This window comes from Phyllobacterium sp. TAF24, assembly GCF_052113785.1.
Taxonomy (GTDB): domain Bacteria; phylum Pseudomonadota; class Alphaproteobacteria; order Rhizobiales; family Rhizobiaceae; genus Phyllobacterium.
Genome location: NZ_JBFRDN010000048.1, coordinates 1 through 26,767, shown reverse-complemented (window position 1 = coordinate 26,767; position 26,767 = coordinate 1). Strand labels below are relative to the sequence as shown.

20 protein-coding genes and 1 pseudogene are annotated in these 26,767 nt (G+C 54.5%); 7 read left to right on the top strand and 14 right to left on the bottom strand.

The genetic code is table 11. The features are described 5' to 3' along the window. Positions 1-444: 444 nt before the first annotated feature. The 4 genes and pseudogenes from AB4Y96_RS24980 to AB4Y96_RS24965 form a co-directional block, all read right to left on the bottom strand. Positions 445-1,944, bottom strand: a complete 1,500-nt coding sequence (locus AB4Y96_RS24980; RefSeq protein ID WP_441920636.1) for an FAD-dependent monooxygenase — start codon at positions 1,942-1,944, stop codon at positions 445-447. 474 nt (positions 1,945-2,418) lie between these two features. After that, on the bottom strand, positions 2,419-3,438 hold the full coding sequence (locus AB4Y96_RS24975; protein ID WP_441920634.1) for an ABC transporter substrate-binding protein: 1,020 nt from the start codon (positions 3,436-3,438) through the stop codon (positions 2,419-2,421). Between the two features lie 157 nt (positions 3,439-3,595). Then, a pseudogene (locus tag AB4Y96_RS24970) lies at positions 3,596-3,865 on the bottom strand (efflux RND transporter permease subunit); the annotation flags it as partial. After that, the gene (locus tag AB4Y96_RS24965) at positions 3,838-4,353 is read right to left on the bottom strand and encodes an alpha/beta hydrolase (protein WP_441920632.1); all 516 of its coding nucleotides are present in this window, start codon (positions 4,351-4,353) and stop codon (positions 3,838-3,840) included. The gene AB4Y96_RS24965 and the pseudogene AB4Y96_RS24970, both read right to left, overlap by 28 nt. A gap of 27 nt (positions 4,354-4,380) precedes the next feature. On the opposite strand from AB4Y96_RS24965, the gene AB4Y96_RS24960 reads away from it, so the two are divergent. Continuing rightward, positions 4,381-4,977, top strand: coding sequence for a LysR substrate-binding domain-containing protein (locus AB4Y96_RS24960; RefSeq protein WP_441920631.1), 597 nt, complete (start codon positions 4,381-4,383; stop codon positions 4,975-4,977). A 143-nt stretch (positions 4,978-5,120) separates the two neighbouring features. Here the strand turns inward: AB4Y96_RS24960 and AB4Y96_RS24955 are convergent, their stop codons facing one another. Then, entirely contained in the window at positions 5,121-5,861 is a 741-nt protein-coding gene (locus AB4Y96_RS24955; protein WP_441920629.1) for an alpha/beta fold hydrolase, read from the bottom strand. Between the two features lie 130 nt (positions 5,862-5,991). On the opposite strand from AB4Y96_RS24955, the gene AB4Y96_RS24950 reads away from it, so the two are divergent. After that, on the top strand, positions 5,992-6,882 hold the full coding sequence (locus AB4Y96_RS24950) for a LysR family transcriptional regulator (protein ID WP_441920627.1): 891 nt from the start codon (positions 5,992-5,994) through the stop codon (positions 6,880-6,882). A 48-nt stretch (positions 6,883-6,930) separates the two neighbouring features. Here AB4Y96_RS24950 and AB4Y96_RS24945 read toward each other — a convergent pair whose 3' ends face one another. The 4 genes from AB4Y96_RS24945 to AB4Y96_RS24930 all read right to left on the bottom strand — a co-directional run bounded on the left by AB4Y96_RS24945 (position 6,931) and on the right by AB4Y96_RS24930 (position 9,808). Continuing rightward, positions 6,931-7,344 carry a DUF2177 family protein gene (locus AB4Y96_RS24945; RefSeq protein WP_441920626.1) on the bottom strand — a complete coding sequence of 138 codons (414 nt, stop codon included), beginning with the start codon at positions 7,342-7,344 and terminating at the stop codon, positions 6,931-6,933. A 159-nt stretch (positions 7,345-7,503) separates the two neighbouring features. Beyond that, positions 7,504-8,364, bottom strand: a complete 861-nt coding sequence (locus tag AB4Y96_RS24940) for an alpha/beta hydrolase (protein WP_441920624.1) — start codon at positions 8,362-8,364, stop codon at positions 7,504-7,506. 1 nt (position 8,365) lies between these two features. After that, positions 8,366-9,013, bottom strand: coding sequence for a ChrR family anti-sigma-E factor (locus AB4Y96_RS24935; RefSeq protein WP_441920622.1), 648 nt, complete (start codon positions 9,011-9,013; stop codon positions 8,366-8,368). Positions 9,014-9,019: 6 nt separating this feature from the next. After that, positions 9,020-9,808: a sigma-70 family RNA polymerase sigma factor gene (locus AB4Y96_RS24930; RefSeq protein WP_441920620.1), complete on the bottom strand. Its 789-nt coding sequence runs from the start codon at positions 9,806-9,808 to the stop codon at positions 9,020-9,022. A gap of 23 nt (positions 9,809-9,831) precedes the next feature. On the opposite strand from AB4Y96_RS24930, the gene AB4Y96_RS24925 reads away from it, so the two are divergent. Together AB4Y96_RS24925 and AB4Y96_RS24920 are read left to right on the top strand one after the other, a co-directional pair. Beyond that, positions 9,832-11,160 (top strand): NAD(P)/FAD-dependent oxidoreductase, encoded by a 1,329-nt coding sequence (locus AB4Y96_RS24925; protein WP_441920619.1) that lies wholly within the window; start codon positions 9,832-9,834, stop codon positions 11,158-11,160. Then, positions 11,157-12,011, top strand: a complete 855-nt coding sequence (locus AB4Y96_RS24920; protein WP_441920617.1) for a DUF1365 domain-containing protein — start codon at positions 11,157-11,159, stop codon at positions 12,009-12,011. Before AB4Y96_RS24925 ends, AB4Y96_RS24920 begins: the two co-directional genes overlap by 4 nt. A 157-nt stretch (positions 12,012-12,168) precedes the next feature. Here the strand turns inward: AB4Y96_RS24920 and AB4Y96_RS24915 are convergent, their stop codons facing one another. After that, positions 12,169-12,861 (bottom strand): Crp/Fnr family transcriptional regulator, encoded by a 693-nt coding sequence (locus AB4Y96_RS24915; protein WP_441920616.1) that lies wholly within the window; start codon positions 12,859-12,861, stop codon positions 12,169-12,171. Between the two features lie 717 nt (positions 12,862-13,578). On the opposite strand from AB4Y96_RS24915, the gene AB4Y96_RS24910 reads away from it, so the two are divergent. Both AB4Y96_RS24910 and AB4Y96_RS24905 read left to right on the top strand, forming a co-directional pair. Then, positions 13,579-16,506 (top strand): NAD(P)-binding protein, encoded by a 2,928-nt coding sequence (locus AB4Y96_RS24910; RefSeq protein WP_441920615.1) that lies wholly within the window; start codon positions 13,579-13,581, stop codon positions 16,504-16,506. A 13-nt stretch (positions 16,507-16,519) separates the two neighbouring features. After that, positions 16,520-19,516 carry an ATP-binding protein gene (locus AB4Y96_RS24905; protein WP_441920614.1) on the top strand — a complete coding sequence of 999 codons (2,997 nt, stop codon included), beginning with the start codon at positions 16,520-16,522 and terminating at the stop codon, positions 19,514-19,516. 44 nt (positions 19,517-19,560) lie between these two features. Here the strand turns inward: AB4Y96_RS24905 and AB4Y96_RS24900 are convergent, their stop codons facing one another. The 3 genes from AB4Y96_RS24900 to AB4Y96_RS24890 all read right to left on the bottom strand — a co-directional run bounded on the left by AB4Y96_RS24900 (position 19,561) and on the right by AB4Y96_RS24890 (position 25,301). Continuing rightward, positions 19,561-20,268, bottom strand: a complete 708-nt coding sequence (locus tag AB4Y96_RS24900) for a hypothetical protein (RefSeq protein WP_441920612.1) — start codon at positions 20,266-20,268, stop codon at positions 19,561-19,563. Between the two features lie 98 nt (positions 20,269-20,366). Further along, positions 20,367-21,368, bottom strand: a complete 1,002-nt coding sequence (locus AB4Y96_RS24895) for a hypothetical protein (RefSeq protein WP_441920610.1) — start codon at positions 21,366-21,368, stop codon at positions 20,367-20,369. A 348-nt stretch (positions 21,369-21,716) separates the two neighbouring features. Then, positions 21,717-25,301, bottom strand: a complete 3,585-nt coding sequence (locus AB4Y96_RS24890) for a hypothetical protein (RefSeq protein WP_441920608.1) — start codon at positions 25,299-25,301, stop codon at positions 21,717-21,719. 269 nt (positions 25,302-25,570) lie between these two features. On the opposite strand from AB4Y96_RS24890, the gene AB4Y96_RS24885 reads away from it, so the two are divergent. Continuing rightward, positions 25,571-25,816, top strand: a complete 246-nt coding sequence (locus AB4Y96_RS24885; RefSeq protein WP_441920606.1) for a hypothetical protein — start codon at positions 25,571-25,573, stop codon at positions 25,814-25,816. A 173-nt stretch (positions 25,817-25,989) separates the two neighbouring features. On the opposite strand, the gene AB4Y96_RS24880 is transcribed toward AB4Y96_RS24885, so the two are convergent. Beyond that, complete coding sequence (locus AB4Y96_RS24880) at positions 25,990-26,616, bottom strand: DedA family protein (protein WP_441920605.1); 627 nt, start codon at positions 26,614-26,616, stop codon at positions 25,990-25,992. Between the last annotated feature and the right edge of the window lie 151 nt (positions 26,617-26,767).

Below are 26,767 nucleotides of genomic sequence, written 5' to 3'. Positions count from 1 at the left end.
TTTTATGTCTCAGCATACCAAACCGGTGGACCCGCGCCTTGAAAACCACATGCCCTATCAGATCTGAAGCGACATCCGGATTCTTGTTGGTTTTCAAGGCGCGGGTCCACCGGTTTGGTATGCTGAGACATAAAAGACAGAACCACCATAATAGACCACGGTGTCATTGCAATAAGGTTGAGAGCCATTGGGCCGCTGGCTGAGCGGCCCAATTTCACTGGTCGCCTCTTATCGGCATTATATGTAAATAAGTGGGTTCGCTCGCCAAGGGTCTAGTATTAGCTAATGGCCTTTATCAATCCAATTCAAAGATTGAAACAGTATGGCAACATTGATTCAATACGTTGATAAACGGATATGTGTCACGCCACGTCCCACAAATCTCGTTCGCTGATTTTTGGAAACTTCGTTCGTGCAGTCACACCGAACCTCTGGCTGGTCGTCCTACGCCGCTATAGGTGCCCCGAACCACTTGGTTAGCGCATCAGCAAGCCCGATTGGAGTTCCGTCTCCTACCCATGCCACGTATCCGTCTGGACGAACCAGCACCGCAGTGGGAGCAGGCACAATCCCATGAACAGGGAGTTTCAGCGGACCGGTGTATTTGGCGTTGATCAATTGAACCCGATCGGCCCACGGTGTGATCTCAATACTGCCAGGCTCGCCGAAATTGATCAGCACCGGCCGGGCACTGTGTAGCAGGGCGAAGACCCGTAGTGGCCCTTTGTCAGTGATCAGGTCGAGATCGGGCATGCGGCGTCCAAGCAGCGGATGTCCCACGCCGAGGTCGTAGGAGATGTCGAGGCCTGACATCATTGCAGCATAGCGTTTGCGAGGCTCATCCAATGTGATGAGCTCGGCGATAGTGTCGCGCAGAGCGGTTGTGCGTTCGTCAGGGCGACGAAGCGCTACAGATGCCATGGTGTTACGCAATACGCGAGCTCCGACCGGGTGGCGCTCGGCATGATAGGTATCAAGGAGGCTTTCAGGTGACGTCCCCTTGACCACCTGTGCCAGCTTCCATCCCAGATTCACAGCATCCTGCATTCCGGTATTGAGACCTTGTCCACCGTCCGGGGCATGCACGTGCGCGGCATCGCCGGCTAGGAGAATTCGCCTGTCGCGGTAGGTAGCCGCCTGCCGGGTCGTATCGGTAAATCTGGAGATCCAGATGGGACTGTGGATGCCATAGTCAGTTCCGCACGCCGCGATGAGTGCATCACTAAGATCGTGCAGCGTGGGCTCATCAGTGGCTCCAACACGTTGTTCGCTCACAAGTAGGCGGACCGGCCCTTCATCTTTGTAGACGACCTTGCCATCGTGTATTTCGTACTCCACCCGGCCGAACGAATGAATGCCAAAGGCATTGTGGTGAACGCCCCATTGCGGCTCCTCGGCTATCTCAATCTCGGCAATCAGATGACTGGTTGTCGGATCCCATCCGGGGAAATCGATACCGGCGGTTTTGCGGATCAGACTGCGTCCTCCATCGCAACCAACGAGATATTGCGCCCGCAATGACTGACCATTGCTGAGTTCAACGTCAACTCCGGAATCATCCTGTGCAAAGCCCACCGCCTCCAGTCCGCGATAGACGGGCACTGCCAATTCCTCGATCCAGCTGGCCAGAATCTGCTCGATGTGGTTCTGCCATAGCCCCAGCCCATAAGGGTGCCGCGTCGGAAAGTCACCAATATCCAATGCAACCCCGGCGAACGCTGTAGTCTGTGCTACCTGTCCCTTGGTTAGGAAGCGATCGGCAATGCCGCGCTGATCAAGGACTTCGATACTACGTGAATGCAAACCGCCCGCCCGCGAACCGGCAAGCTCCTGATTGGGGCGACGTTCGACAATGACAACACCCACACCTGCCAACGCCAGCTCGCCTGCCAGCATCAGCCCAGTCGGGCCTCCTCCGGCAATCACCACTGGATGCTCTGTCAAAGAGGTGGACTTTATGAGCGCGGGGATGCCCTTCGAGCCCACATTTGCTTGCGTCACATTTGATTGCTGCATGTTTACCGGCCTTTTTCGCTTAAGGCCCCGCAGTCTATGCATAAAAAGGTCAGTGACAATTCTTGTACTTAACTGTTTCATCCCCAGATATAGGGTAGGGCGAGGCTCCAGGCTTTAGAACGCGTCTGTCTACAGTTTCCTTGAGATATCGACGTAAGGGATTCTATTTTTAGGGCTGGTTTTGTGTTTGCTTGATGGAACAAGTTTGCAGTGCTGACGGCTGCGGCTTTCGCCATGCCTGCTTGTGACTGCTCCAAGCGACACCCTTGGCCGGTATCGAGCTCATTCATACGATGCGCAAACAATAGGCCCAGTTTTTCTACGCTCAACTTCCGTCCCTCGAAGTGGTCTTTGAGAGACGGAAGTTGAGCGTAGAAAAACTGGGCCCATCGTGCACGGGATTTATTTTGTTGACGCGTTTTTCACAAATTCCGTAGTGTAGGTTTTCGATAAGTCGATCTGTTTGCCTTGTATATTCTTTGAGAACGCTGAGAGTACAGCGAGAACCGTTTTCGGGCCATCATCTGGCATCACGCCGTCAACGGTGAACATCGATTTGCCGGCATCAAGCGCCTTGACGTAGCTTTCCTTATCACCGACATAAAAGTCCTTCGGCATTTTGTCCGCAATCTCAGATCCTGTATGGGTGTTGATGTAATGTAGCGTTTTGACGAAAGCATTCGCCAGTTTCTGTGTTTCGTCCTTGTGTGTATCAACCCAAGTCGTCTCCATGTAGAGCGAAGCAGCGGGATAGGTGCCGCCGAGCGCCTTGCGTGCACCCTCTATCGTTCGCATGTCTACTGCGATCGTGGCCTCCTTGGTTTTCAACATGCGCGAAATGGTGGGCTCGGTTGTCATGCCAACCTGAATGGCATCTTGCTGCATGGCAGCAATGAATGTCGTGCCTGCTCCCACTGGCACCGATGTCACGTCGCCCGGTTTGAGGCCAGCCTGTGCCAGCATGAATTGGGTCAAGAAGTTCGTAGACGAACCCAAACCCGTCACACCAGCACTGTGGCCCTTGAAATCGGCAACACTCTTGATCTGGGGATACTTTGTCGACACTAACTCGACTTCGCCTGGTGCCTGGCTAAACTGGACGACGGATTCAATAAATTTGCCTTTGGCTTGCAAGTCGACGCAATGGTCGTAGAAGCCGACAACGCCCTGCACTGCACCAGCGAGCAGCTCGTTTTCTGCATCAACGCCTGCGGGCTCATTGAGTAGTTCGACATCCAAGCCTTCATCCTTGAAATAACCAAGTGATTCCGCGAGCTTTGCCGGCAGATAAATCTGCTTTTCGTAGCCACCAACCATCAGTGTGATCTTATCAGCCGCATAGGATGCGTTTGTGGCAAGAAGCGAACCAACGATAATAGCCGCCTTGGTGACAGTATGAAGAAGAGTGCGTGTTGAACGCATTGTTTGTTCCTCCGGGTTTCAGTGCATCCATGGTTCACTTCGTCCTGACGACGATGCGCTCCTCCCATGACGCATGCTGATTATGGAATACTCAAGCTTTCAGTTGGCTTTCAGCTGCCCGTTTGCATTCGCAGATTTTGACGGTTCCCAAGGGGCGCTAACCTGTAATTGCTGCCCCCTTGCTTGGCAGCGTATCAAGCGCTCCAGTATCTTCAGCATATGTGTGTCTGTGAGATCCCCCGAGCGCCAGATACACAACCGGTGTCGTAAAAAGGGTGAGGACTTGCGAAACAACAAGCCCGCCGACAATGGCAATCCCGAGTGGCGTGCGCAGCTCGGCGCCGGGTCCCGTGCCGAGTGCCAGAGGCAATGCTCCCAGGAGCGCGGCCATTGTTTTCATCATGATCGGCCGGAAGCGTAATAGACAGTTTCGTTGAGAAACATGATAATCTCGTCATATGCTTGTTTACGATGGCGCTCAAGCAGGACCATATGCGTCGCCTGACCGATTTCGATAAAACGCTTGTAGGGTACGTTATCAAGTTTGTTAAAAAGATCCTGAGCCATATCGATGCGCACATCTATGTCCCATTCTGCAGCGACAATCAGGACGGGCGAAGTAATTCGCGAGGCATCGTAGATCGGCTTGCCTGCTGTCCAGTGCTCTCGTACATCCTGCACAGGGCCGGATGGCGCCAAGAAGTGCCCATCGGACGTCGTTTCCGGATTTGAGACAAGCGTCGTCTCGAGCCATGTCTCGAACCAACCCGTCGGTATCAATGCTTCGCGCGCGCTCTCCGGGGCAGCAATGCGCCAAGCTGTCTCAAAAGTTGCCGGATCGATGTTTCGATAGGCGCTAAGTGGTGCTCCCGAATCGATACGCAGCGGCTTATGTGAGAGCCAGAGCGGCGTCACAAGGACGAGCTTCGAGAGCTTAGCGAAGTGGAATTGTTGCTCGTACCGGAACTGACGGCCCGATTGCGCACTGAAGCGCCTGGTATCCGGCTTCTTGGCCGGCCTACGACAAGCGATGGTGTCCATCGTTTATTAGACGATGGCGAGTTTGATCTTGCGATCGGTTGCTTTGAGGCGAACGCACAGCGTCATAAGGCCGAAATTCTTTTCGAGCAGGATTTGAGCTGCGTGTTCAACCCGGCTCTTTTGACGCTTAAAGAGCCGCTGGGGATGGATGATTATTTAGCCTTGCCGCACGTATTGGTGACTTTGACCGGGCGTCTCCAAGGTTGCTTGGACCGGGCCCTCGACGAGGTTGATTCGAAGCTGAATGTTGTGACGGCGGCGACAGAATTCTTGACGGTGCTGTCGACCGTGGAACGCGCGCCGGTCATCTCGACGATACCGACACGGATGGCAAGACTGCATGCGCCGCGCTTCGGACTCAAAGTAATCCCAACGCCGCTCAAGCTTTTGCTTCCATCGGTGTCTTTGGTTTGGCCGGTCCGGCTTGACCAAGAGCCCGTATCGGACTGGGTGAGAACCCAGACACGAGCAATCATTTCCAAGATGAACCACTGCTAGCTCGATGAGGGTGATTGATGAGTGACAGCCTTGCCCATGCGCAAGCGTCTCGGTTCTACCGCCTGTTCATTACCTCACCGTTCCTTCCACTCCAAATCATCTTGCGAAATGGGTGATTTCCCGAGATGACCTCACCGCGTTGATCATTTCACTGATTTGACAGCCTCAAGGATCACATCGGCTGTCTCCTGCGGATGGGACATATAGACCATATGGCTGGACTTGATGTCGGTCGTTTTCGTTTGAGCTCGTTGGTACATCCAGCGAAGGAGTTCCGGAGCAATGACGTGATCCTCAGTTGTAACGATTCCGAATGTCGGCTTGCTTCGCCAAGCTGCGTGCTCGAACTTCACCTGGTAGGGTTCGAGTGTCATCGGCTTTGATGATGCTGACATGAAATCAGTTGTCTCGCGAGGTAGGTCAGCTGCGATCGCATCATGATACGACGCCGGATCAGGAACGAAACTTCTCCCATCCAACATTTTCATATCGATCTTCATGGGATAGCGCTTCGAGAGCTCTGTCAGACTTTCGCCTTTATCCGGTTGGAGAGCCGCCACATAGACCAATGCCTTAACATTATCCTCGACGCCAGCCTCCGTGATGACGGCTCCGCCGTAGCTATGGCCCACCAGCACGGTCGGTCCCTTTTGCTGTTCGAGAATGAGCCGTGTGGCAGCGATGTCGTCCTTCAGGCTGGTATGTGGAAGTTGTACGATGCTCACGGACAACCCCTTGGCCTTGAGGATATCATAGACGGTACGCCAACCCGAACCGTCCATCGTTGCCCCATGGACCAGCACAACATTCATTGCGTCTGCGAGTGCATGGCCGGATATTGACATTGCCAGCAGGCCAGCAGCGGTGATTATCTTTAAAGTCATCTTAAACCTCAAGCAAAATCCGGTACCGACGGAATGTCGGCCGGTACCAACTGACAACTCGAAAATATACGGTTCTTTACCTATCGATTAGATCGGTTAATTTGCATGGGTTTAGAAAGAGGATTGATAAATGGATCGCCTTATCTTCCGTGACCTTTCGGTGTTTGAAGTCGTAGCACGACATCAAAGCTTCACCGCTGCTGCCGCCGAACTTGGCATTTCGCAATCGGCCCTCAGCTACACTGTTAGCCAGCTGGAAAAGCGCATCGGCGTTCCCCTTCTGACCCGGACGACCCGCAATGTCTCACCAACCGAGGCCGGACAACAATTGCTTGGAACCTTAGGTCCGGCGCTGCGTGATATTGCAGACCAGGTGCAGGCCTTGAAGGACCAGAGTATGAGTGTCTCGGGAACAATACGCTTGACCATGGTGTCTGTCGCGTACGAGACCATTCTGCGACCCATTCTCTGCGGCTTCTATGCGAAGTATCCGAATGTCTCGGTGGAAGTTTCTATCAACGAAGGATTGAGCGACATCGTTTCTGAAGGTTTTGATGGTGGGATAAGGTTTGGGACGCTTGTCGATAGGGACATGGTGGCCCTTTCCTTGACGACGTCTACACCAGTTGCGATCGTAGGCGCTCCAGCCTATTTCGAAAGAAATGGGCCAATGCCCCAAATGCCAAGCGATCTCACAGCTCACCGGTGCATCACTTATCGCTTCGTTAGCTCGACGAGACTTTACCGTTGGCCTCTCGCAAAGAACGGCCAGGCCATCGATTTCAAAACCGACGGAACGCTAATCTTGAGCGACGGTGAAGCGATCCGAACGGCAGCGATCGACGGACTAGGCCTCGCGTTTCTGTTCGAGTCACAGATATCTCAAGATGTTGTATCGGGTCGCCTGATCAGGGTCCTAGCGGACTGGTTGCCAGAATTACCGGGCTTCAGCCTTTACTACCCGAGCAGAAGACGAACCACCTCCGCATTCCGTGCGTTGATTGACTACATTCGAGGATGACATTACTCAAAATGGTAAACATGGAGCAGTCGGATGGCGCGTCCTGGATTACTGGAATCTCGACAATGCCCAATTCGTAGCGAGATAGCTCAGCGAAGCTGCAGCGCTGGAAGCCATTGTGCCCCAGGCCATGTCAACGACAGTCACCGCTGTCGACCATTGTTTGAGCGTTGCCTGGTTGGTCAGGTCATAGGTTCCATAGGCTATGAAACCCAGCAATGCTCCGTACATTGATGCAGTTATCAAGCGGCCACTTTCCAGAGCCGGGCCAACGGCGAATATAACGATTYCAGCAACAAAGATGAGATAGAATAGCAGGCCCGCAACATAGTTGACGTCCGTAGCTATAATGTCAGGAATACGAGCCCGATAGAAGTTTGTGGCCATGGTGCTGAGCCAGATAAAATCGAAAATAAAAAAGACTATAGCTGTCGAAATGTAGGCAAGTGCATATTTGAGCATTTGTTGGTTCCTTCTTGCGATGCAAAGGCGACAGCTGCAATGATAGGAATGGCATAAGGTGCCGCGCATTGATTGGTTGTTCAGGAGGCAGTCTGGCTGATGTTCAACGAGCGGCGAATGCAGCATACAGAGCTTTTTGATTGGCAGAATACAACACCGTCAGGAACCATTTTGGTTCCGAATTCCGAGAATAAAATTTGCCGTGTCGTGAAGTGTTGGCGCGATGAAACGGATCGGTGATCCCATGGCACCAATGATGCCGACGTGACCCACATTGGGGTAAAGCTTTATTTCGACAGGTGAGCCAACTGCCCGAAGCTTCTTCTCCAATGCAATACTATTGCTAGGATAAACCACAGTATCGCTTTGCCCGTGCAGGAGCAGTACAGAGGGATTGCCGTGCCGGACCTGATTGACGGGCTGTGTTGCCTCCTGTGACTTCGCCGGACTGAAGATATCGGCGACTATCTTGTCATCGAATGGCAGAAAGTCATAAGGACCAGAGATACCAATAAATCCTTTCAAATCATGCGCCGGATTGAGGTTTTGTTGACCAAGCCATTGCCTGTCGAGTGCAAGCATGGCGGCGATATAAGCTCCGGCTGAATGCCCCACGACATATATCTTTTCCGGATCACCACCATAGGTTTCTGCGTGGTCCCTGGCCCAACGAACGACAGCAGCGCCGTCCTGAATAAAAGCCGGATAACGCACCGCTGGATAAAGCCTGTAGTCAGGAACAATTGTAACGATGCCTTTGGCCGCCAGCGCCGATGCAACAAATGCATAAGTAGCCTTGTCGCCGCTCTGCCAGGTTCCACCATAGAAGAATACGGCAACCGGCGCAGATCTGACGTTCTTGGGTACATAGATGTCAAGTGTCTGCCGCTTGTCCTTGCCATAAGCAATGCTTCGCGTAACCGATGCACCGCCTGATGACGTGGTGATGTCCAAAATCTTACCGGCGGAACATCCTCCCAGTGTAATGAGCAGGCAAAGCATAAACACCAATTTGACCATGTTAAAAGCCGAGCAAGGGCTGGATGAGACGTCCGAGCCTGCTCTTCATCTGCAAGCGACCATCGACCGCTGCAAGGCAAATGCATTCCTCGTCTGGTCCCGCTGAAGGTTCATGCTCAAGGCTGGCATCGGCCATAATAAAATCACCAGGATAGTAATCGCCGATARCATCGTGCAGTGACCCTTTTAACACGAGCGTATATTCGACACCTTGGTGTGTGTGTTCAGGCAGGACCATTCCCGGCTTGGAGCGCAAAAGCATGGGGCGGTTGCGTGGCGTTCCGCCTTTGCCGATCGAACTCCACTGTACACCGGGAGCCAGAAATCTCCATTTGCCGATATCGTATTCCTGTAGTGGCGCTGGTAAAATCAGACCCCCGGGCATATCCGCAAGATGTCGGCCACGAGGCGGAATCTGCCTTACCGATTCTCCGTCAAGCTGCGCAAGAACTTTTTCCAGAGCATCGGACATCAATTCGGCAACAGGTGCATCATCAAGAGTGATACCGCCTGCAGCTTCGAACTGGTGCACGCGTTGCGCACTTTCAGAGCAAAGCGAAAGATGTGCTGAAACAACAAGCGCCGGCCCTTGAGCGAGGTTGCCCGCAGCATAAGCCATCAGAATGTCATCGGAAGGGCGGTGGGTCATAGCAGTCTATTCCTCGCCCAGCAGATTTCTGAGATGCTGCATCGCCAGGCGCAATCGTGATTTAACAGTTCCCAGTGGCAAATCCAGCGCCCGGGCAATTTCACTGTGGGGCTTGTCATCAAAATAATGAAGTTGAATGACATTCATCTGATCCGATGAGAGTTCCCTCATGGCTCTACGGACCCGTTCTTCGCTTTCCACGCGCAGCAGATCATCCGAGGGGGAGGATTCAAATTCCGGCTCATCCATCAAATGCGCGGCTGGATAACGTTCACGCCGGATGGCATCAACGCGCAAATTGCGGGCAATGGTAAAAATCCAAGTGGAAGCTGAAGCCTTGGTGGAATCGAACAGTTGTGCCTTACGCCAGACGGTCAGCATCGTCTCCTGCGCCAGTTCCTCGGCTTGCCCTGGGGCCATGCCGCCGCGCATAAAGAAACCTTTGATGCGCGGTGCAAAGTAGGCAAAAATCTCGGCAAATGCCACTTTGTCGCCATGCGCTGCAATCCGGGTGATCTTTGCGGAATAATTGACGGCCTCTGTCATTGCTTGAAAAGAACGCCTGATCGCGGACTTTGTCTTGCCAGCTTTGGGCATGCTGCGCCGGGCACGCAGCCATCTTCCATTAAAATTGCCAAAGGTGAGGGTTCCGAAATCATCCATACCGCTCTGTACGCAGATACAACGCAATCGGATCAATGCCGAAACTAATCCTGATCCAACTCCGTATTTCCACCGTATGCACTGATGTTGAAAGAAACAACGGCTGATGGCTTTCGTCTTCGTTGTTTCCACACAAAGGGAATGGGAGAACTTCGTTGAAGATTGCCGTCATTGGATCGGGTATTTCGGGCATGTCTGCTGCCTGGCTTCTTTCCCAAAACCATGAAGTGACCGTTTATGAGCGCGAGAGCCGCGTTGGCGGTCATAGTAATACTTTCCTTGTTGAGCAGAAGGGCGAGGACCCCATTCCCGTCGATACTGGATTCATCGTTTTCAACGAGAATACCTATCCAAATCTCATTGCTCTGTTCGATCATATTGGCGTTGAGACGGAAGCATCGGATATGTCCTTTGCGGTATCGCTTGATGGTGGAAAGCTGGAATACTCAGGCACAGGATTTAGCGGCCTGTTTGCCCAGCAGCGAAATCTGTTCAATCTCAGGTTTTGGATGATGCTGCGTGATCTTTTACGTTTCTATCGCGAAACACCTGCTCATGCCGGCAAACTTGGTTTTCTGGCTCTAGGAGAATTTCTGGAACGGGAGGGATACGGTCGTGCTTTCCGCGACGATCATCTTCTCCCCATGGCTGCGGCCATCTGGTCGGCCCCGGCGTCAACTTTACTGGAGTATCCAGCGGAGGCATTCATCCAATTTTGCGATAATCACGGTCTTCTGAAGCTGGCCAATCGGCCACGTTGGCGCACCGTAAAAGGTGGAAGCCGCGCCTATGTCGAGCGTCTGACGGCGTGCTACAAGGATCGTATCCAGACAAGCTGTGCCGCAACATCCATCCGGCGCGCCAATGGCAATGTAGCTGTCACCGACGTCTACGGTGTTACGCGTGTTTTCGACCACATTGTACTGGCCAGCCACGCTGATGAGTCTCTCGCTTTGCTTTCCGATCCCACGCCTGTTGAAGAAAATCTCCTCTCGGCATTCCACTATTCGGTGAATCAGGCCGTGCTGCATGAAGACGAGACGCTGATGCCCAAGCGCCGTGCCGTCTGGTCAAGCTGGAACTATCTCGGCCAACGTCAGGAAACCAATCCAAGCAGTCAGCTCTGTGTAACCTACTGGATGAACAAACTACAACCGCTTGAAACCAACCGGCAATTTTTCGTCACGCTCAACCCTCAGCATCAACCGGATATGCGAAAAATATTGCATTCCGAAACCTATACCCATCCGATTTTCGATGGCAAAGCCATGCAGGCTCAAAAGCAACTCTGGCAGATGCAGGGGCAGCGGAATACGTGGTATTGCGGCGCTTATTTTGGTGCAGGATTTCACGAGGACGGATTGCAATCGGGCCTTGCGGTAGCGGAAGATCTGGGTGGCGCACGCCGGCCTTGGAATGTTGCTAATGAGTCCAGCCGAATCTATCGCAACAGCCAGGCAACGCCGATAGAAGTAGCAGCATGAATACATTTGTCTCGGCAATCTATGCTGGCAAGGTCACGCATAAGCGCTTGCGTCCCAAACGGCATTTCCTGCGTTATCGCATGTTCTATATGTTGCTCGACATTGATGAGATCGACCAGATTGCACTCACCCATCGTTGGTTCTCACATAATCGCTTCAATTTTTTCAGCTTCTTTGATCGAGACCATGGTTCCAAATTTGATGCAGCGGCGCAGTGCTCGGATCTTCGCTCTTATGCCGAGGGCCATCTTCGTGAGGCGGGAATGGTGCCCGATAACGGGACCATCAAATTGATGACGATGCCAAGAATCCTCGGCTATGTCTTCAATCCCCTGAGCGTTTATTTCTGCCATGATAGCAACGGTAAATTGAAGGCGCTGATATACGAAGTGAACAACACTTTCGGCCAGCGCCACAGCTATGTTTTCCCGTTGGATGGCACCGATGACGCCAAGCCAATGCATCAGGAATGCGGGAAAGAATTTTATGTCTCTCCATTTATGGAGATGGCGCTGAATTATGATTTCACCGTCACGCGACCGGCTGATTGTGCCTCCGTTGTGATCAATGCCAGCGATGAGGATGGGTTGGTCATTGCGACTGTCTTCACGGGAAAGCGGCGCGAATTCAGTGATTGGCAATTGTTGAAGCTGTTCCTTGGTTATCCCCTGCTGACGCTCAAGGTTATCGCAGGTATTCACTGGGAAGCTTTAAGGATCTGGACCAAGGGTGTTAGCCTCAAGCCCCGGCCGCAAACACCTGTTCAAACCCGAACAATAACTCCACATCAGACAAGCGCGACATTCAATTCCCGAAGTGACAACGAGCGACCATCCATCAGTCCATCCTGATCATCCGGAATGTGAGTCAAAACGCATATGCACCATCTGCTCGTTATTTCATGCTTAGCGCCGACCGATAAGCGTCATCTTTGCACGGACAGTGGATTGGAATCTAAAGGACGGTCGGCGCCGGCATCCTCTGCAACGTCCATTTGAGTGGAGCTGTTTAGCCACCCATGGCCTTGTCGAGCGTCTGCTGCAGCCGGTCGCGGTCCTGCAATGAGATTGCCCCGCGATAGCGACGGATCAACCCGAGCCGCGAAAGTTGATTCAGCTCCCGGGTGACCGCCTCCCTGTGGCTGCCAATGCGCGCGGCGAGCTCGGCATGGGTCGGCGGCGGCGAGATGATATAGGATCCCTTGCTGGTGGCGGACGGTCGCGAGAGGCGCAGCAACTCCGCCATCAGCCGGTGTTTCATGTTGAGGGCGGATGTTTCATTGACGCGATCGGTTAGCGCCCGAACGAGGCTGACAAGCGAGATCAGCAGTTGCCGACCCACATCAGGGTATTCCTGGATAACCCGCCAAAATATATGGGCGGGCATATGCGCCACAACCGAATCCGTCAGACAGCGGATATGCGCGGAGCGGGGCCGGTTATCAATGGCGGCAATTTCACCGAAATATTCGCCGGCTTTGATATCGCGCATGATGGTTTCCTGCCCGGCGATGCTGACACTGGCACGAAGTTGTCCGCGGACAACGAGAAAAAGATGATTGCTGTCATCCTGATCATCGATGATCACTTCGTTGGYACGGTAGCGCCGCCAGATACATTGGCTTTCCAGTCTCCGCAGCGCCTGCTGGTCTAGGCCTTTAAACAGGGTGATGGTGGTTAAGCTCGGGGAATGCGGGTCCATCAAGCGGTCCTGTTCAAATGATCACTGACCTGACTGCCAAAAATCGCACTTGCCTCTCATTCATCATATGGGCGCTGCCAGTGTTCGGTCTTTGGACACTTGCAAAAACCCTGCGACCATAACAATTCGAATATTGTATGTCGCAAACAGCAATGCAGATTTATTTGATACACCATCATCATATCAGAAAATGTATCTGACATACTATAAGTCAAACATTTTAAATATTGTACGTTATACAAATATTCATTGAGAAAAAGATATATTGAGTGATATCTTTTTCCAGTCGATTTGCCCTGATCCCCTATCAAATTCTCACGAGATACGGACGAATGTATTCTCTCGTAATTCTATTAACCGATCAGGGTGTGGGTGCATGGGGGTGTCTAATGCCGTTTTCACAGTATACATCTGCAATGGATGCTCCATCGCACATGGCGATATCGCCCGCTTTTCTAACGGGGTCTGTTCCAAAGTACGCAGCCAGCGTTTAATTGCTTCGCTGTGTCTTGCGAGCGGGAGAGCCGCCATTATCCACCGCCGATCCGGCGGTCGAGTAACGGATTTTTTTGACATTAACAAGCGACCTATAACGGTAGTGCGGTTTGTCCAATCCAAGTATTTCGCTGCAGATATCAGCGCCTCGGTGATGCGGATATCGTCTTCAATCTGGTTTGATGCGCTGAAAGGGGAGATTTGATATTCATGGGGCAAGCGGTGCGAAAGATTGCAATCGTTGGCGGCGGTGTGGGAGCTATTACCGCTGCATTCGCCTTGACCGACCATCCGGACTGGCAAAGCAAGTATGATATCACGCTCTATCAACTTGGCTGGCGGCTTGGCGGAAAGGGGGCGAGCGGGCGAAATCGTGAGAAAGCCAACCGCATCGAAGAGCACGGCTTGCATATCTGGGCCGGCTTTTACGACAATGCCTTCCGGCTGATGCGGGGCTGTTATCAGGAACTCGTCGACAGGCGGCTCAGAACACCTGAGGACCCGCTGGGAACGATTGAAAAAGCCTTCAAGCCGCTCAACACGTTCTTTTTGAGTGAAGAGGTTACCGAGGAGTCCCGTATCGAATGGCGGCCTTGGCTCATTGAATTTGAGGGGAATGGCGAAATACCCGGGACGGGCGGGGTGCTGCCGACGCCATTTGCTTACTTCAAGCTGGTGCTGGAATTCCTGGTAAGCCAGTTTGAAAAAGTTGAAAACAAGCTGCCGCTGCCACCGCCTGCGGCAGACGACGCCGGATACCGCTCCCCGTTGCACCATGTGCTGGCTTATGCCAGCACGCTGCCAGAGGATGCCCGCCAGCATACGGCCCGCCATCGCAGTGAACTTCTGGAAATCCTGGAGGGCATCCGTATCTGGCTTGACGGCATTCAACCGGGGGAATGGATCAATGATGATACTGCGCGCCGTGTTTATTTCATGCTGGATCTTGGAACGGCCTTTGCAACGGGCATGGTCGTCGACCTGGTGTTCCTGCGCGGTTTCGATTCGATCGACAACATGGAATGTTCAGCCTGGCTATTGAAACACCATGCCTCGCAGCAGGCGGTGGAATCGGCGGTCTTTCGTGGATGTTATGATTATGTGTTCGGATATCCGGGCGGCGTCTGTGACGACCGCGGCGTAGGGGCCGGGACAGCGATGCGTGGTCTGCTGCGGCTCGCATTCACCTACAAGGGTGCGCTATTCTTCAAAATGCAGGCAGGGATGGGAGATACGATCTTTGCTCCCTATTATCAGGTTCTCAAGGCCAGGGGTGTGAAGTTCAGCTTCTTTCACGCCGCGACCAATCTGGCGTTGGGTGCCGGTCGGAATGCGGTTGAACGCATCGATATGGTTGAGCAGGCAAGCCTTGTCTCGGGCTCGTATGAGCCGCTTTTTACCGTTGCTGGCTTGCCGTGCTGGCCTTCGGAGCCCGACTGGCCACAATTGGTCGATGGGCAGAAACTGAAAGCCAGCGGCATCGATTTTGAATCGGAAAAAACCCCGCCGACCGGAAAGGCGAAGAGCCTGTATCGGGGCACGGATTTTGACGATGTCATCCTTGGTGCGTCGATAGGTTCACTTGGTTATATGACTTCCGAGCTCGCGGCCGCTTCGCTCCGCTGGCGACAAATGCTTGCTGAGGTCAAGACTGTTGCAACCTGCGCAGCTCAATTCTGGATGAGTATACCCGCTTCCGCAACAGGCTGGCCAACTCTGGTCAGGGCCCATAATCAGGACGCCAAATTCAATCCGGATACACTGCAGACGGTCATGACCGGGTTTGCCGAGCCGCTCGACACATGGGCGGATATGAGTGACCTTCTGGTGCGGGAGACCTGGCCTGATCCGCAACCGGTTTCCATTGCGTATTTTTGTTCGCCTTCAAGGGACGCGGATGTGCCTATGCCCCCGCTACAGGAGCAGGCCGCTCAGTGGGCTGATCAGCGGCTGACGCAGATTTGGCCGCAGACAAGGAACAAGGCAGGGACGTTCGACAGAAATCTCCTGGTTTCCGTAAATAGCAAGACCGCGTCCGGGCGGTTTGCCGATCAATATTTCCGCCAGAATTTCTATGGCTCGGAGAGATATGTGCTCTCGGTTCCGGGATCGGTCTATTACCGTCTGGCACCCGATGAATCCGGTTTCTCCAATCTCGTTCTGGCTGGTGATTGGACCCGATGCGGTGTCAACGCCGGCTGTGTCGAAGCAGCCACAATTTCCGGTCTGGCCGCTGCACGGTCATTCACGGGGTCGACGGAAGCAATCTATGGCGAGATGGATCTTCCTGCCGATGGCGGGTTGGCGACGCCAGCCTTGCTGTCGTCGATCATGGCGCCAGATGCGGACTGGCCGCTGACCCCGGCTTTCCTGCGCGGCGCGATGGAAGGAATATTCAGTTTTCACGCCCTGCCGGAAGATGGCCTGCGTGCGATGCTTCCGGAGGGTTTGGTTCTATCCCGGCAGTCACTGACCCCTGCCAAAACCCATCCTGTGACATTTCTATTCAACCGGCAGACCAATGTGCGCGCCAGTTTCCTGCCGCAGTTTTTAGGCTTCAGCACCTATCTTGAAAGTATTGTAGCGATCAATTGCGTGGAAATAGCGGGCGGTGACGGCACCACTTTCAGCTTTTTGCCGGCTTTGTTTCTGAACAATCGGCTGGCCACGTGGTCGGGCAGATTGTTTTATGGCCTTGCCAAGCATTACGCCAAAAACCAGATGGCAGGAACCAGCTACCGCACGAAAAGCGAGAAAAATGCCGCAATCTGGGACATGCAATTCTTTGAGCACGCGCCCGTTTCCCGGCTGATTGATCTGGGGGATGTGGGGCTGGTCCGATCACTGCTTGACACGCCAATCTTGACACCTCGGGGTAAGGGGGCCTGGCAGGCCATGGCTTTTGACTTTGCCGTTGGGTCGGCGTTTGCAGTTCCCGTGGCTACGCATATAGACATATTCCCGACAAACGGGATCGGCCTGCCAGCCGGACGGCTCATATCGCCGGCGCTGAAGCCGTCGCCTGAACAAGCCGGATTACCCGGATCCTTCCGCTGCTGGACCAACTGGACGCTCAGCAATCCCCTTGATTCAGCCCGGGTGAAGGCGGTTGCATCGGCGCAGCAGAATCTCGAACGCCAGCGACTGTGAGAGAATAACCGCGATGGCTTCGTTTGAAGAAAGGCCTGAGGGCGATGATCTGGAAGAGCGTCGCCAGGTGACGGTGCTCTTTGCTGATATTGTCGATTACACAGCCATTGCCCTGCGGGCGGATCCGGAGGATTTGCGCGCCCTGCTGCAACGATATTACGCGCTGGTACGCCATGAGATTGAGGTGGCCGGTGGCATCGTTGCGGAATATCTCGCCGATGGTGTCGTTGCGCATTTCGGCATTCCACAGGCTCTTCAGGATGCCGCCGATCGCGCCGTTCAGGCGGCAGTCGGCATTGTCAGCCAAGCAAAGGAGATTGATGCGCAAGGCCATAGCCTTGCGGTGCGTGTTGGTTTGGCAACAGGGTTCGTAGTGGCGGAATACCATGGCCGCACGTCAAAAATCACCGGTGCATGCGGGGTACTCGCTGCCCGGCTACAGGCGGCTGCCGAACCTGATTCAGTCTATTTGTCTGACCTGACCCGCCGGCTTCTGCGGCGCGAAACGAACGTGCATTTTGTCGGAGACCTTTCGTTAAAGGGCTTTGCCAAACCGCAACCGACCTGGCGTCTGACCATGGGGGAAGCAGGCATGGCGGACATGGAGGCATTTCCCTTCGTTGGGCGCGTGGCGGAGCTGCGGAAGCTGGCGGCGGTCTGGAGCAGGGTTGTAAGGACAGGTCGTGCAAGTCCATTTCATGTTCTTTCCGGATCGCCGGGCATAGGCAAAAGCCGTATCGTGCGGGAACATCTCACCCGGTGTCCGGCACATCAGCCGAAAATCGTGCTGGCAGCGTCAGAACGGCAGCGGGCGACGGCGCTTTATCCCGTTGTGGAATGGCTCAGACATGACGACCGGGTTGCGCAGACCGGCGAAGGCATGGATTACCTGCGCGCACTCCTCGAACCGGGGGCGGCCGCAGATTTGCTGGCACGGGAGACGCCGAGCGCCATTCGCCAGGGAACGTTTGATGCACTTGCCGGCGCATTTCGCCGCATTGCCCAGCGCATGCCCATACAGGTCGTTGCCGAAGACCTGCAGTGGATGGATCATAGTTCCCAGATGCTGATTGCCAGGCTGTGCGCTGATCTTAGCGATTGTCCCATTCAGTGGCTGGGGACCTGCCGGACGGAATTCAAGGATCAGTTCGGGGAGATAAGGGCCCGGATCGTAAGCGTTGCAGAACTCAACCCGCCGGAATGCCACGCCCTTCTTGCCAATTGCAGCGACGCGATCAATCCCGACCTGGCAGCAAAGATCATCGCCCGGTCAGAAGGTGTGCCATTGTTTCTGGAACATCTTCTCCGGGAATTGAAAGATGGGCTGATATTTGGGCCTGACGCTGTTCCCGAAACGCTGGTGGGGGCGCTCACCGCATGGATTGACCGGACGGGTCCCGCCCGCCGGGTGGCTCAATGTGCTTCGGTTATCGGAAGCCGCTCCAGTATCCCGCTGCTTGCGCATTTGATGGAGGTTGTGCCTGGTGACGTGACAGAGGATGTCGAGCGTTTGTGCAGGGCCGAAATTTTGCATCGGGACGGTGACGCGCTCCTGAGCTTCCGCCACGATCTCATCCGCGAGGCAGCCTATGGGTCATTGCTCCGCGCAAGGCGTGCCAGCTTGCATCGGCGTGTGGCCAAGTTTCTTATGGCTGGTGATGCGCATGGCAATGACAAGGTCATGGCTGAAATTGCCTATCACTTTGAAGCGGCTGGTGACTATGCGATGGCAGCACACCACAGGCACAGGATTGGTAGGCTGGCTGTGGCACTGGGGGCCTTTACGGAAGGCGAAACACAGCTTCGGCGCGCCTTGGATCTGCTTGTTAAGGCGGGCGAGGGTGATACAGAGGCAACAAGGCAGCGGACGACCATTCTGATCGACCTGGCGGCAAATCTCATGCAGACACGCGGCTTTACGGACCGCGAAGTAATCGAGACTTATAAAAAGAGCCTCTCACTTCTGAAGACGCTCGATCGTATCGAGGGCGATAGCCTGGCGATCTTTTGGGGCATTTTTACTTACCAGGTGCTGATGGGCCGTATCAAAGAAGCAGCAACAACGGTTGCAAGAATGGAGACCGTGCTTCAGGGCATGCCGGAAAAAGACAGGCCTGGAGAACATACGCTGGCCGTGCTTGGCACACGCAATGGCATACAGTTCTATTCTGGACGGTTTCGTGCACAGCTTGCAACGCTGGAAAAGATCAGGACCTGCTACGACTTCAAGCGGGATGCACCGCTTGCCGCCAAGTACGGCATGGACCTGTTTGCGACAGCCCATGCTTTTGCCCCACATTCAGCAGCAATCACCGGTCAGTTTGCGCTGGCACGGCACCTCATCACGGAAGCCGACGCATATCAAATGCGGCTCGATGTTCCGCTGATGCTGCCATACATCCATATCTGGGGTGCCGTGGCTCTCGGCTACCTTGGTGATTTTGATCAGGCGCTGGCGCGGATGCAACGCGGCGTGGCGCTTGCCGACCATCAGGGGGCGGCGTTCTGGTCGGCGACGGGCCGCATGTGGCATGCAGTTATCGAGTTCGACGCGGCGGGTACTCCGGCGATCCGGGCCAAAATGGAACAGGCGCTTGATGTGCAGAAGGCTATGGGCGTTGGCATCGGCATTCCCTACTGGTCGGCAAAACTGGCGGCGGCCTATGCAGTCGATGGGCATGACCGCCAGGCCCAACGGCTCATTGCGGCGGCAATGACAGGTTCTCCCGGGACCATGGAGGGAGCATGGCGGGCGGAACGCCAGAGATTGTGTGGTTTTGTGCACGAGTGTGCCGGGCGTGCGGATGAAGCCCGCCATTTTTATAAACTCGCTGCCCAAACAGCGAGAATGCAGGACGCCGTTTTGTGGGAAACGCGGGCGCGCCGGGCGATGGTGCGGTTGAAACACGGCGATGATACGGGCGACCCGCGTTTGGCGATGCTTTCGGCCGGGATCGTGCAGAGCAATGTGGAGGATGCTTCGTTGCAATTTCTGCCATCTTTGCGGTGAGATTTTGATGAGAAGTGCCTGGAATTTCGCAGGCTCGCATTCTTCTATTCCTGTACGATCAGCACTTTTGCCAGATCGGCATTGGCGGGAATGATCTCGGCCCAGGAGTAAGCGCCCCAATTCCAGCCGGCATTGATGTCGTAACTCAGCGCGCGTGTCTGATTGGCGGCTGCCTCAACCAGGAGGGAGGGACTGTAAGAGGCGCCGGCTTGAAATTCCATGGCCAGTTTTTCAATGAGTGTACCGGGTTGAAGGCTCGCGGTGGTAAATTGCAGCAGGACCTTGGGTAAGGGGGCGGCGATATTCGTCTGGTTCCCATACAAGGGGACAGCATAGATGGGAACGGTAGTCTCTTCTCCGCAGATGGCTCGGGCAAAGCCGGATGTGAATGCGCCTGCCGTTGTATTGGCGATGGCAATTTTCGACACCGGGCCGCCGGCTTTGACCTGCCCGATGCCGCCGCTCGTGACGACAAAGGTCTGGCCAATGTTGATAGGCACTTCATAGCCGATCCGAACGACACTGCCGCTGCTGATGGGCGTGAACGATGTATAGGCTGATACATCTGCCTTCCACACGATTGGCATATTCGCCGTGATATTCTGCGTTGAAAAACCAATGGTTGGCCGGGCTGCCGCATTTTTCATCTGGACGGCAAACATCGTGTAAAAGGAGTATCCGCCGTCGACGAGTGCTTCGATGGTTGCCGGCGCGAGCGAAAGATCAATCTGGTAGGTTGGAGACGCGGGCATCTGAACCTCCTTCGGTTGCCGGGTCGCATCCATGAAAGACTGGCGGGCGGCCGCCGGATATGCAGAGGCCGCCCGTCTGCTTCAAGACAGTAAGAATCTCAGAAGGCGTTGCTTTCAATCAGCAAGGGCACGACATTGGTGGAAGGGCGAATAGCCTGAGCCCAGCTGTAGCCACCCCATGCCCAGCCTTTGTTGATGTCGAAGGAAACCTCGCGATTGGTCTTGGCAGTGAGATCGATCAGAATGCTCTGGCTATAGGCCTGTTCGATGACCGTGCCGGTGTTGACCGGTCTGGTGGAGAAGGTGAACATGACCTTCTGGATCGGTACGATCGCATCAAGCCCGTTGCCGTAGAGCGGGAAGGCGCAAAGAGGCTGGGGCGTCCCATCGACCACTTCGGAAATCCCGCAGGTTACCTGCGTTGCCGTCCGGTTCTCAATTGAAATCATCCCAGCCGTGCCGTCGACGACGACACCGGTGCCCTGTGGTGTTTCCACTTCCAGCATCTGTCCAAGGTCAATCGGGTAAGAACTCAAGCCCTTGATCTGCCCGTTCGGAATAATCGCAGAGCGGGAGGTGTAGGCCTCGTACTGAACTTCCCAGGAAACACCGGTGTCCAGACCGAATTCGGTCGATTTGAACCAGACCAGTGGCCTGCCGCCGCCGGCGCTGGATTGGACCGCTTTGAAGCCATAGAGGGAATAATCGCCGTTCGACAGGGCTTCTACAGTCGCCTGATCCATTTTGATCGATACCCCGTACTGGGTAGCGCCGAGAAGATTACCAATGCTGGGCGTGATGGAGCCAATGCTGCGGGCCGCTGGCATATCGGCATCATTGTCGTCATCGGCGCCCTCAGCCACAAACAGCACGCTGGTATTTTTGAAACCCAACTGGGTTGCGGCATGTTCCAGCGGGCTAGTGGCCATGTCGCCAGGCCCCGAAGCCTGGACCTTCTTCGTGCTTTTTTCCTCATAAGTATAGAGGGCGGGATTGTATATCGCCGGCTGCTGCCGGTTCTTTCCAGCCTGGGTGATGATGTTCTTGACATTGGCCGTGTTCAGCGTACCGCCTGTCCTTTCGAAAAGATAAAGTGCCATCGTAGTGCTCCTTTTTCGTTCTTTTGCCAAAAAAAGAGGCTCCAACTCTGCATCATCGATTGAGTGATGACATGAGAACCCCCCTTGTCGTTCATGCGGGGGAGACGAGATGTCCTTCCGACTAACGACCGCTTCACCGTAGGGGTTGTGGTCTGATCGCGATGTGCGGAATGTCACAGACCGAACAAGCGGATTGTGGGTGCAAAAAGTTGAGCGATGGCTAAGCAGACATCGGACCGGAGTGCAGGGCGATATCCTGCAATCCAGTGCATCGCCCTTGGGCGGTGTGGCGGGCAGCACGAGGGAGAAGCGGCTCGCGCTTTCTACCGGTGCTGAGCCGGTCGTGTCCTAATTCGTCAGGACAAGGTTTTGTCCCACCCAATCGGCCAGTTCCGGGATCGTGCGGGCACGCCCTTCCGACGGATCACGCGATACCGTGCCTCCGTCGGGCATTTTCAATGGCGGCAGGCGTTCGGGTGCGGACATCGGATAGTTTCCGTCCTTGTCAGGCTTGACCTGGTGCACGTTGCGGACAAATTCCTTCAGTCTTGCATCGTCGCCGGAGGTCCGCAGCATTTCCGTCAGGGCTTCCGGAGTCATCTTGAGCTGCTTGGCAAGCGGCTCGATAATCGAGCCAACGCTGTTCCCGTCATCGTCATGATCCGCGAGAATTTTAGCGGTTTCCGGTCTGAAATTGGCCTGGATCAGGAATTGCTCGGTGGGCCCTTCATAATAACTGGCCGCCTGGCTTCGGCGAATATTGTTGTAGACCATTTCGCCGACGATGCCGACGACGGCTAGCCCGGCACCCCACAATCCGGCCTTGGGTGATTTCATCATTGACAGGAATGTGCCCAAGGTGGTGGTGGCAGCAAAGGCCGAATTGGCCCATTTGCCTTTGGCGACATGATCAAGCGTATAGGCAACCATGAGAAGGCCCCCGGCACGATCAAAATACTTAGAGAACCAGCTCCATTTCGGCGTACCACCGACTTCGGCAAAACTGGATGCCCGGTCAAGGAAACCGCCTTTTGGAAAGCGGCCGTTTTCGACTACGGATCGTGCCATGCCGGCTCCGAACTGGCCGGCTTCGTAGGCAATGCCACCCGTCAGCCAAACGGCAAAAGACTTTGATAGAAGGTCCGGGTTACGGGCATTTTCAACCGTGCTGCCAAGGTAAAGCAGGCCCTGGATCGCCGCCAGGCCCTTGCCGAAACCGGATGCCGTTGTGATGCCGGCGCGCGGGTCGAATTTCGAACCGTCAAAGGATTTGCTCAGGCTTTCAAGGGCCGCCTTGCGGGCCGCCGGGTCGGTTGCCGCATTGGGTCCATTCAATAGGAGAGAGGATTTCTGCGCGAGTTTGCCGTCAACCTGAGCTGGATTGAGGCGGGAGGCGATGTCGATGCTTCCCGGTGTGGGCGGTTTGTATGCCTTGTTGCCGCCTAGCGCTTCATAGGCGGCAATGGTCTTATGCATGCCAATGACCGCGCGGCCGGACCAGAACAGGCTTGGAGTGGCAGGAACGGGAACCCCGTCCGGGGGCGTTGTGCTCTCGATGTAGGCTTTGCCCATCTCCTTCCAGGCACCTTCACTGTTATTGACGGCGAACTGCACCTGATCGTCAGTCTCAAGCGTGTGGATGCTGGCCTGATAGCGGTCAAACCCCTGAAGCCCATGCAAGTCGGTCTCGGCAGCATGGAGGGCGGCGAGCGAGCGAAAGATCAATGTTCCCTGGCCGTCCATTTTGTTCTTGCTGCCTGGGTTCTTGGCAATCGAGTCATTAATGCCATCGGTCAACTGTTTCGTCGACAGGGCCGACTTCCAGTCGTCCGCCACCACGAGGTGGTCTTTCGAGAATTCGCCAACAATATTCCGGCTGTTTGCGACAAGATCGTCCGTGCCCTTGGTCGCGGCGTCCAAAAGCAGGGCCGCATTGGCCGTATCGCCAGAGTTTTTGAGCCGGTTAATGATGGCAAGCGTCAGGGACGGGTCCTTGCCGTTGGCGATCGCGTTGCGGAAGGGCTCGCCGATCTGATCCGGGGTGGCGGTTTTAATCTCCGGATAGGGGTTTCCCATTTCCTTGCCGATTTTCTTCTTCTCATCCAGCGGGAAGCCGCGGACCTTTTCGGGAAGCTTCTTCTCCCAATCCGCGAATGTCTGGTCCTGTGTCGCCTTGAGGGAGTTTGCTATGGACTGTGCCCGCTCATCAATGAAGGTTTTCCCCTGCGGTGCCTGTGCGATGTGCCCCATGACATTGGAATAGTTCGCCACCGTATCGCGCTGCGTCAATTGCAGCGAAAACTTGATCTCGCCGGCAATAGTGGAGTTCTTACCGCCGAGCCGATGATCGGGGCTGGCACCCGAGGTTATTGCCGTGCGTTTGCCAATTGTCTGCTCGATCAGATCAACCACGCGCGTCTTCTGGTCGCCAAACGCGCTGATTTCCTTATTGGCCTCTTTGACGATGAGAATTGCCGTTTCCGGCGTAACGTTTTTCGTCACTTCATCCAGGACCTTGGCTGCGCGGCCTGCGCCGTCTTCCCGCTGCGCCTCCTTTCCGGCCTCGCCATCAAGTCCATTGAACTTGTTCGCGCCCTTGGAATAGGCCTCCTGAACATTGCGGGCTGGCTTGCCGACAAGGACTTCATAGCCACCGGCGTCAAGAGCGTCGGTAAACTTGCTGTCGGCCGGGCCATAGAGTTTCAAGGTCTCGCGGGCACTGTTGATCGCCGCTTCACCGCCATCGGGCGCGTCCTTGGCGAGGGTTTCGAACTGGCGGGTGATTTCGGTCTTGACGTCACCCCAGCGGGTTGGGTCCTGCTGGGCAGCGTTTATGGCCGCGCTTAGCGGTTTAAAAACGTCATTGAAGCCGTCTTCAACGGCTTTGCGTTCCTCTGCCACGATGGTTTTGTAGGAGTCCGTCCTTGGCCCCAGGGCTTCAAGATCTGCCTGCCGCTGGTCGAGATAAAGCTTCAGCGTTTCCGGTGCATAGCCGCCATTCTTTGCGGCTGAAAGCATATCCGTGTTCACAGCGAGCTTGAGTGCGCGGGTCTTGTCGTCCTTTTCCGCCGGTGACGTAGCCTTGTCGATATCCGCCTGCAATGCCTTGATGGTTTCGAGGCTTGTGCGCCGCTCCTTGCTCAGGATGAGCAGTGTATCGCCCTCATTGATCCGGTTGATATCGGGAATGGGGTCGCTGAACTCCAAAATGTCGGATGGGGCCTGGTTGTAGATCCGTGCGATGCCATCGAGATTTTCCGTTCCCTGAATACGATGATCGACGCGGCCATCGGTTTCCTGTTCCGGGTTGCCTTGCGGTGCAAATGGCTTCTGGCTGTTCTTCCCGGCCGCTTTGGCGGCGACAACAGGGATTTCCTTTCCGTCAGCATTGGTGATGGTCGAAGAGGTGCCGCCATGCTGGAAATCTTCATAGTGACTGGCGATAACGTTGCCAGTTGCGCGGTCAATGATCCTGATTGTTCTAACGTCGCCATTGTCGCTTGTCGGGTCGATTGTCTGGAGACCGAGCCCTGCAGCTTCCATCTGCCGCAGAATTTCGGGGCGAGTGCGCTTTTGATCGGCCGCCATCTGGTCGATGCTTTTGCCCGCTTCCACATCGGCAAGGATCGAGGGCGGTGCACCGTTCCTGCTTGCGGCAACGGCTTGGTTGAACTTGATCTGGGACGCGTCTGTGACGGGGTCGATCTTGGGTATGATGAGCACAATCCCTGCATCCAGAACCTGGTCGACCCGCATCCTGTTGGCTTTGGCGATCGCCTGGCCGCCATCACTCTGGCCAAGTGCCTTTGCGATCAGTTGCGGGGTCTGACCTTGCTTGGCCGTATAGGTGGCTGCGGCCATCGTCGCCTGTTTTGCCAGCTCGATATTGCGCCAGAATTTGGAGAACAGAATTGGGCCAGGACCGAACGTCATCACATCATCTCCGGGTTGGCAGCAAAGCGCAGGGGCACAATTCTTTGCTGTGAGCTATGTCACAAGACTGTCATATGAACTCACAAATATATAGCACCTAATCGCAAATATTTTAGGCATTCCTTTTATTTTTCAATGCAGTTTTGGAGAAAACCGCTATTTATGTGTATTTCATAAAACGTGTGTTAGTGTCGGTTTGGCATTTGTGATCAATTTGTAATCTGTGAGAGAGGCCGGATGTTGCAACCGACCGGCTCGGTTTAACCAAAATGGGTAAAGTTCAGTTTGTGACATTCACTAGCAACAGCCATGGAATTGTCAGCCAATATCTCAATAATCCCGACCGCCAGATCATGGAACTGGACAAGGCCATCGCTCTTCAACCGGATGATCCGTTCCTGTACTATAATCGAGCCGTATTCTATGGAGATTTCAATGAGGCAATACGGCTTAAGCCGGATTTTGCGGAGGCTTTGGGCATGTTTGGGGCAATTCAGAAAAGCAGAAATCCCTGATAAGCGATGTGTTGACATGGACGCTGTGGGTGCAACATTCCACAATCTCTTACTGAAGTTCCCTTTGGGTCGCTGCGTTTGATCCAATAGCCACCAGAATAGTTGTGGCGATAATATTGGAGCGGACCATGCTGACGCGGCTTTTTCCAGTTCCAGCCATCCTAAAATGGCTGTCACACTTTAACCCGCTCAGGTGATCTTTCTGAAACGTGCCGCTTGTAAACGGAAACGATCATAATAATGGTGGCCTCCAATCCAAGAAGACAAATGGCGGCCCAGAAACCTGCTTTGTACGGATCATATTGAGATGTTCTTAGGGTATACCCCAAGAACAGGAATGGTGCGTTCCACAGAAGACTCCCCAAAAAGGTTGCTATACCGAAAGGCAGAAAATCCAGCTTCAATATGCCTGCAGGAAGCGCCATGTAAACCCGAGCGCCGGGGACGGTTTGTCCAACCAAAGTAACCCAGAAATGGTTGCGCCGATATGCCTTCGTAAGGCGCTCATAAAGTTGGGCGCTCAGAAAAAAGAACTTGCCATATCGCTTTACTTTGGTTGCAACCCGTTCGCCCCCCAATGTCCGGCCAATTGCAAACCAACAGCAGGCACCGAGTGTTGACCCCAAAGTTGTCGCACCAAGGGTCATAGCGAGGTGAGGTGCGTTGGGTATTGTCATACCCAACAGCATCAGCAGAATGTAAGATGGAAACAAGGGCACAAACTTTTCGATGACTGCCAGACATGTGATACCGATAAATCCATACCCGATCAGCCATGCAATGATGTGAGGCGTCTCCATCTGATTTAGCTCAAGCCTGCTGTGTCAACGCGCCTTTTAATGCGGTAAACGGATGCTGGTGGAATATTGCGCATAGTTTTGGCGACGAAGCATTCCTCCAATTGCAAAATGTCCAGAATTTCTTTCGATACAGGGCAGCGTGGGCCATAGG